Consider the following 7153-nt stretch of genomic DNA (forward strand, 5'->3'; position numbering starts at 1 on the left):
GGTAAGTTTACTTTGAAAGAATTACTTTTTTCTCAGCAATAAGATCCATAAAGTCGCTTTTATTTAAAGGCTTGGAAAATAAGTAACCTTGCCCATAATCACAACCAGCCTCAGTTAGTAGCTGGTATTGTAAAGGTGTTTCAATGCCTTCTGCTATTACTTTTAAACCAAGCTGGTGAGCCATTACAATAATTGCTTCACACAAGGATAGTTCTTGGCTATCAGCTTTAATATTATCAACAAATCGTTTATCAATCTTTAAGTAGTCAGTATCCATTTCCTGTAAGTAGGCAAGCGATGAGTAGCCTGTACCAAAATCGTCAAGCGCCAGTTGCATCCCTGATTTCACAATTTGTTTGAGGCGCTTTTGCGTCAGTTCCTCAGGGTTAACCATTAAGCCTTCTGTTATTTCAGCAACAATAGAAGAGGGGGAAATTTTAGCGGCATCGAGCATGGCATACCAATCATCAATACCACTATTAGCAGTAGATAATTGTACAGGGGAGACGTTTACACTTATTTGAAAATCGTCATCAGTCAATTTTTTTATATCGGTGAGTGTTTCTATTGCTTGGGAAAATACAAATTGGCCAATGGCATTAATTTGCCTTGTTTCTTCAGCAAGTGGAATAAACGCAATAGGGCTTATTAGCCCTTTTTGTGGATGTTGCCAGCGTATTAAGCCTTCAGCCTTGTGTATATGTAAATCGTTTAGCGACACTATAGGCTGATAAAATAATTCGAACTGGTTATATTCTATTGCACAGCGTAAGTCTTTGAGTAATAACATACGAGCTTGTGCTTGCTCTCTCATATCACGAGAGAAAAATTCAAAGCCATTACGGCCATTATTTTTAGCCTTATACATTGCCTGATCGGCTGCTTTTAATAGCTGCTCGGTATTTTCACCATCTTCGGGCGCACAGGCTATACCCATGCTGGCACTTATAAATACTTCTTCATTTTCAACATGTATCGCAGACGATAAGCTTTGTAAAATATTGCTAGCAATCTGGTTTATATGGCGAGTACTTTTAATATGATTAAAAACAATAACAAATTCATCACCACCAATACGCGCAACAAATTCGGCATTTTTAGCTGAATTTACAATACGCTGCGACACCACTTTTAATAGGTTGTCTCCATAGTGGTGGCCTAAAGTATCATTAATATCTTTAAAATGATCAATATCTAAAAGCATCACTACAAAGCTTTCATTATTTGAATTAGAAAACTGTTTATTTAGTCGTATTTTAAGCTCTAATCGATTTGGTAAATCGGTCAAATGATCGAAGTGAGCTTGTCGCCAAATGGTTTTATTTGCTTGTATTTTTTCAGTTAAATCAGTAAAGATAGCTATTCGGCGTGCAGGTTTGTTATTTTCATCGTAAACAGTGTCTATATTTAGCCATTCAGTAAATAGTACCCCATTTTTTTTACGGTTTATAATTTCGCCTTGCCAGCGACCAGTGGCATTTATTGATGCCCAAATTTTTTCATAAAACTCTTTTGAGTGCTCACCTGAAGAAAGTATGCGGGTAGAGTGGCCAATCACTTCGTCTTTAGAATATTGTGTTGTTTCACAAAAGGCAGGGTTTACATCAAAAATAATACCGTTGGCATCTGTAATTGCCATGCTTTCGCTACTGTTACCATAAACAAGAGACGCTAAGTGAAGCGAGTCTTCATTTACTTTGCGTTGGCTGATATCGCGAAGCACAAGTATTAGCTCATCACTTTTTTCAAGATGATTTATGTTCGCCTCAAAATAGTGATCCGCCACACCTGTACTGATTTTAAAATCAAAAGTGATGACGTCTTCGCGGTTGGATGCTTCACTCAAAATTTGTTCAGTGATACCTTCTGGTAATATGTCTAATAAGTTTTCAGGCAGTTTACTGCTTGCGGCGAATAGCGGGATAATGGTGCCGCTAACGTTAAGTATAGTACCCGTATTGTTGAACCTAAGGTACATATCGGGGAGGGCATTTAGTAACCCAGTCAACTCGTTATGTTTGTTTTTTAAATCGGCTTCTGTTTGCAAACGTGTTTCAGCCATGGCTTCAAAGCGGGTATACAAAGCCGATAATTCAGGACTATTAGGTTTAATTTTATTAGCGGGCATATTGCCTTGTGCTAATAGGTCGGTTGCTTGGGAGAGTTTTTCAATAGGGTAAAAAATACTTTTTTTAATTAAACGGTGGCCAATAAAAGCAATAATTAAAATAGCGCTAAAAAATAAAATAATAGTTTCTAAAAAGTGTTTATTTGCTCGAACAATATATTTATCAGTGGGCGATGTGATGTAAATTTCTAAGTTATTGTTATTAATGTCATTATAAATAGTTGCTCGGTGAAAGATTTGATTGACGTTGTTATCGTCTTTAAACATAGCCAATGAGCTATCGCCATGTAAAAAGTGTTTGTTGTTAATTTTTTCCCCCAAAGGTAGCAATGAGTTTGGGTAACTTGCCAGTACAAGGCCATTAGAATCAGCAATAACAGCGTTCGAACCAATTGGGAATTCGGCTTTGTCTAAAGCTGCACTCCACCAGTCAAGTGCTATCACTGTAACAACAACGCCCTTTAATTGCTCTTGCTTATCAATAATAGGGTGAGCAAAGTTAACACTGGGTGCTTGAATGCTTCTGTCGTATTGAAAATACCCAATTGAAAAGCTTTTATTTGCTATGGCATTTTTAAAGTATTGCCTATCACTAATAGACACATTTTTTACTATGCCATTGGTTACACAAATTAAGTTTCCTTTGTCATCAACTACACCAATATTGGCAACGTTTGTGTAGAGCTCTTGTATTTGGTAAAAATAGCTAGGGCACGTGTCCGGAAGGTTAGGTTCTGCAGCAATTGTGTTTGCTAAAAACCGAGTGAGTTGCTCAGTTTCTCCAATCATTGCTGTTTGTTGGTGGGTTAAATGCTTAGCAATATTAACGACTTTTTCTTCGCTTTTTTCAATCGCAGCCTCACGTTCTGCCCATAGGGCTAAAAATGTCACAAGAATGCCCGGGATACTAATAATGATTAGTAACCTATAAAATTGACTTTTGAGCGATGAAGTTAAAATACCCTGTCCCTTTTTTGAGTAAATTTAATGGTGATTGTAGTCAATAAAATATAAAAAAACCATATTTTATAAGTTGTTATGAAAAAATATTTCACTATCAGATCATTCTAAAAAAGCGAATGGTTAGCGCGATATAAAGACATGGTTGTTTGGTTTTATCAATGCTTTAATAAGTATAGATAACATTTTAGATAGTGATTTAAAAAATGAATATAGCAAAAATATTAACATCTTATGCAACTCAAGATGGTGACGGTGTCAATATAAGCCGTATCCCTGGATTCGATGGTAAATACCTTGACCCGTTTTTAATGATCGATGAGCTCAAGTCAGATAACGAAGCTGATTATATGGGCGGTTTTCCTGCGCATCCGCACCGAGGTATGGAAACGTTTACATATATTATTAAAGGAGGATTTGAGCACAAAGATCAAATGGGTAATAAAAAAGCGATCAGAGCAGGCGATGTGCAATGGATGAGTACAGGCAATGGAGTGATCCACAGCGAAATGCCTCTGCCTGATGCCAAAGACGGACTCCATGGTTTTCAAATTTGGATCAATATGCCAAGCAAAGAAAAAATGCGCGATCCCATTTATCAAGATACAACGCAAAGCCCAGCTCCAACTTTTAAAAATGAAAATGGTGTTACATTAACTGCCCTTGCTGGTTCATGGCAATTTGAAGCAGTTGAGTTAACATCAAGTATTCAAAAGCTCTCTGCAAATGCCGCTTTAGCCGATGTAACTTTACCTGCTGGTAAGCAGCTAGAGCTTGCTCCTTTAAAACAAAAAAATGTGATGCTTTACATACATTCGGGATCCCTTATCACGCCAGGTAATCAAACATTCAAGGCGGGTAAGTTACTAATTTTAGAGCCAGGTAGCGATATTGATATAGCAACGCAACATGGTGCAGGTGTATTAATTTTAGCGGGAGATCCGCTCAAGCAACCCATTGCACACATGGGGCCATTTGTTATGACAACACAAGCCGAAATACAGCAGGCCGTTCGTGATTACCAAAATGGTCAATTTGGCACACTTATTTAATTTTTGAGGAGCAAATAATGGGATTACTTGTTAATGGTCAATGGCAAGATAAATGGTATGACACAGATTCAAGCGACGGAAAGTTTGAGCGTGAGGCAGCGCAATTAAGAAATTGGATCACGTCAGACGGTAGCGCAGGTGAAACTGGCGAAGGGGGGTTTAAAGCTGAGGCTGGGCGTTATCATTTATATGTTTCGTTAGCGTGCCCTTGGGCGCACCGCACACTTATTTTTCGTACGTTAAAAAAGCTTGATGAACTTATTTCTGTATCGGTTGTAAGCCCCGACATGTTGGTTAATGGCTGGGAGTTTGATCAAAATAACCACAGCACGGGTGATGCCTTATTTGCTAGTGATTACTTACACCAAGTTTATACTAAAAATAATTCTAATTACTCAGGACGAGTAACTGTTCCTGTCTTGTGGGACAAAAAACAAAACAAGATAGTTAGTAATGAATCTGCCGATATAATACGCATGTTTAATAGTGCGTTTAATGAAATAACAGGTAATAAAGACGATTACTACCCTGAATCACTTCGTAGTGAAATCGATGAACTTAATGCGTTAGTTTATCCAAATATTAATAACGGTGTTTACCGAGCTGGATTTGCAACGACAACGCACGCTTACGAACAAGCATTCGACGATGTGTTTACAGCTCTAGACAAAGTTGAAAAAATACTGAGTAAAAAACGCTACCTTGCGGGTGACAAAATTACGGAAGCAGATTGGCGCTTATTTACAACGTTAATTAGGTTTGATTGTGTGTATGTAGGGCATTTTAAATGCAATTTGCGCACAATTGAGAGTTACCCTTCGTTGAGTGGATACTTAAGGGATTTGTACCAAGTTGAGGGAGTTGCAAATACGGTTGATTTCTATCATATCAAGCGGCATTACTATTTTAGCCACACTATGATTAATCCCACCCAGATTGTACCAAAAGGACCAGAAATAAATTATTTGCAAGCACATGGCAGGGCATAGTTAACCAGCTAACCAATTAACCTAATTAGCCAGCCGTATTTTCTTATAAGGCTGGTTTCACTTTTACCTGATTGAACGGCAACGCCAGCTATAAATGCGCTGCTTAAGCCTACTTTACTGGCTGCAAAACGCTTTAATCGATATACAAACGCGGCTTGGTGTTGTCGCTTAAGCTCGCTTTGTAAATCCATTTGTTTAGTCAGTGCTTTTACGTTTGCATCAGGGTTTTTAATCAATATATCAACTAACATATTAATGTCCTTGTAAGTTTAATAATTGCTTTATGCTTTTAAGGGTTTTGCTAAAACCTATTTTGTTGCTTAAGTACGCAACGCTTTTCCATAGCCAAAACAAACATGCGACCTGTAATAGTGTAACGGTTGCAATACTTACCCACACAGAACCAAATAGGTCGTATATCGCATAACCTGCCGCACCTAATACGCCCGCCCACAACAAAACCAAACCACTGGCAAAACAGCCTAAAAATATAGAGATCAATGCAAGCGATCTTAACGATAAGCGCCATTCAGCCTTTGCAAGCTGGTGGGTGATCTTTCCTTGAGTGTGATAGTCATCCTTGAGCTGCTTTGAATACGTTAAGAGTTTTGCAATATGATCTTGCCAATCATCCTTTTGGTACTGTTGATCAGTCGTTTGGTTTTGCGCTGTACCATCCTTGGTTGTGCTCGAGTGGAAATTTTCCATCAGGTTTTACTTACGACGGAATAATGACGTAATTAACATACCCGCTGCAAATGCAATTCCTGCTGTAGCTAGAGGATTCTCAGATGCGAAGGCACGTGTTTTAGCTGTGCACTCACTCAGCTTTTCGCGAGCAATTAATTGCTTTTCGCTCAGTGCCTCAGCAGAACTAGATGCACCTTTTCTCACGCTACTTTCAGCTGTTGCTGCTTTTGTAGACAGTGCATCAACAGCATCGTGAGCAGCTGATGTTGCTTTTTCTGTCAGTGGGGCATCAGTCGTTTGTGCTTTAGTGTCAGACTTAATATCTGTAGTCGTATTTTGTTTAGTCGTCGTAGCAGTAGCCATAATCAATCCTTAATGAGTAAAAGTATTTAAGTAGTGCATTAACTGAAGCAACAATTAAACCAGACTGTGATATTTATATAACCAATTGATTTTATGGGTTGTAATGTTTTTTTGTTGAGTCGTTTTTAACATATAATAAAAACGAAGCAGTAACTCTTACCACCGATCTAAGTAAATATTACAAAGTGAGTAAAACCCGCTAAAAAATTGTAATTATTCACTGTTTATTCAGTAATCAAACCATGTAAACAAAAAGTTATTAAAATGGATGAAAATATTTTTTTGTTTGTATCTCCACTTTTTCCCACGTAATTCAACTGCTTCGCCTGAACCCTTATTTTTTCTAGCTTAGAGACTCGTTAAAGGAGGTCAGCTTACTTGACAAAAAGGCTTGTCAAGCCCTAAACTGGAGCACTGTGGTAAAAAGTGGTTTTTAGTGGATCAAACTGGATCAGCATAGATTAATAGCTGATTAAAATAATTTAAAGCAGGCTAATTATGTTCCGTGGCGCGAGTTCACTGAGTTTGGATGATAAAGGACGTTTTGCGGTGCCGACCAAGTACCGAGAATCGCTGCTATCTGAAGATCAGGGAACAGTGATTTGTACCATCGCGTTAAATGAGCCCTGCTTGTGGTTGTATCCATTGGCTGAATGGCAAGAAATAGAAAGTCGATTAGCTAAAATTTCCAATATGAATCCACGTGCCCGTAGAATGCAACGCATGTTGTTAGGCAATGCGACAGAGTATCAACTTGATAAAAATGGTCGGATTTTGTTAGCGCCGTCGTTACGTGCGCATGCAGACCTTGGTAAAAAAATAATGCTAGTTGGGTTAATGAATAAATTTGAAATCTGGGATGAAGCGCGTTGGAACGAACAAATGCGCCAAGACACTGAGCTTGAGAGGCTAGGTGATTTTGAGCCTAATTCAGATTTAGATAACTTTACACTTTAACGGCACAAAAAAAG

7 protein-coding genes are annotated in these 7153 nt (G+C 38.2%); 3 read left to right on the forward strand and 4 right to left on the reverse strand.

Annotation, left to right across the window (positions count from 1 at the left end; translation table 11 throughout):
- Positions 1–7 precede the first annotated feature (7 nt).
- Positions 8–3019: a bifunctional diguanylate cyclase/phosphodiesterase gene (locus PMAN_RS01355; RefSeq protein WP_010555675.1), complete on the reverse strand. Its 3012-nt coding sequence runs from the start codon at positions 3017–3019 to the stop codon at positions 8–10.
- 275 nt (positions 3020–3294) lie between these two features.
- Here PMAN_RS01355 and PMAN_RS01360 point away from each other — a divergent pair, with 275 nt between their 5' ends.
- Entirely contained in the window at positions 3295–4140 is an 846-nt protein-coding gene (locus PMAN_RS01360) for a pirin family protein (protein WP_010555676.1), read from the forward strand.
- Between the two features lie 17 nt (positions 4141–4157).
- Positions 4158–5129, forward strand: a complete 972-nt coding sequence (locus PMAN_RS01365) for a glutathione S-transferase family protein (RefSeq protein ID WP_010555677.1) — start codon at positions 4158–4160, stop codon at positions 5127–5129.
- Between the two features lie 8 nt (positions 5130–5137).
- Here the strand turns inward: PMAN_RS01365 and PMAN_RS01370 are convergent, their stop codons facing one another.
- From PMAN_RS01370 to PMAN_RS01380, 3 genes are read right to left on the reverse strand one after another with little or no spacing between them, the layout of a single operon-like run.
- Entirely contained in the window at positions 5138–5380 is a 243-nt protein-coding gene (locus PMAN_RS01370) for a hypothetical protein (protein ID WP_010555678.1), read from the reverse strand.
- 1 nt (position 5381) lies between these two features.
- Positions 5382–5837, reverse strand: a complete 456-nt coding sequence (locus PMAN_RS01375; protein WP_006792134.1) for a hypothetical protein — start codon at positions 5835–5837, stop codon at positions 5382–5384.
- A gap of 6 nt (positions 5838–5843) precedes the next feature.
- The gene (locus tag PMAN_RS01380; protein ID WP_010555679.1) at positions 5844–6182 is read right to left on the reverse strand and encodes a hypothetical protein; all 339 of its coding nucleotides are present in this window, start codon (positions 6180–6182) and stop codon (positions 5844–5846) included.
- Between the two features lie 498 nt (positions 6183–6680).
- Between PMAN_RS01380 and mraZ the strand changes: the two genes are divergently transcribed.
- Positions 6681–7139, forward strand: coding sequence for a division/cell wall cluster transcriptional repressor MraZ (gene mraZ, locus PMAN_RS01385; RefSeq protein ID WP_010555680.1), 459 nt, complete (start codon positions 6681–6683; stop codon positions 7137–7139).
- The last annotated feature ends 14 nt before the right edge of the window (positions 7140–7153 follow it).

The organism is Pseudoalteromonas marina, assembly GCF_000238335.3.
In the GTDB taxonomy this organism is placed as follows: Bacteria; Pseudomonadota; Gammaproteobacteria; order Enterobacterales; family Alteromonadaceae; genus Pseudoalteromonas; species Pseudoalteromonas marina.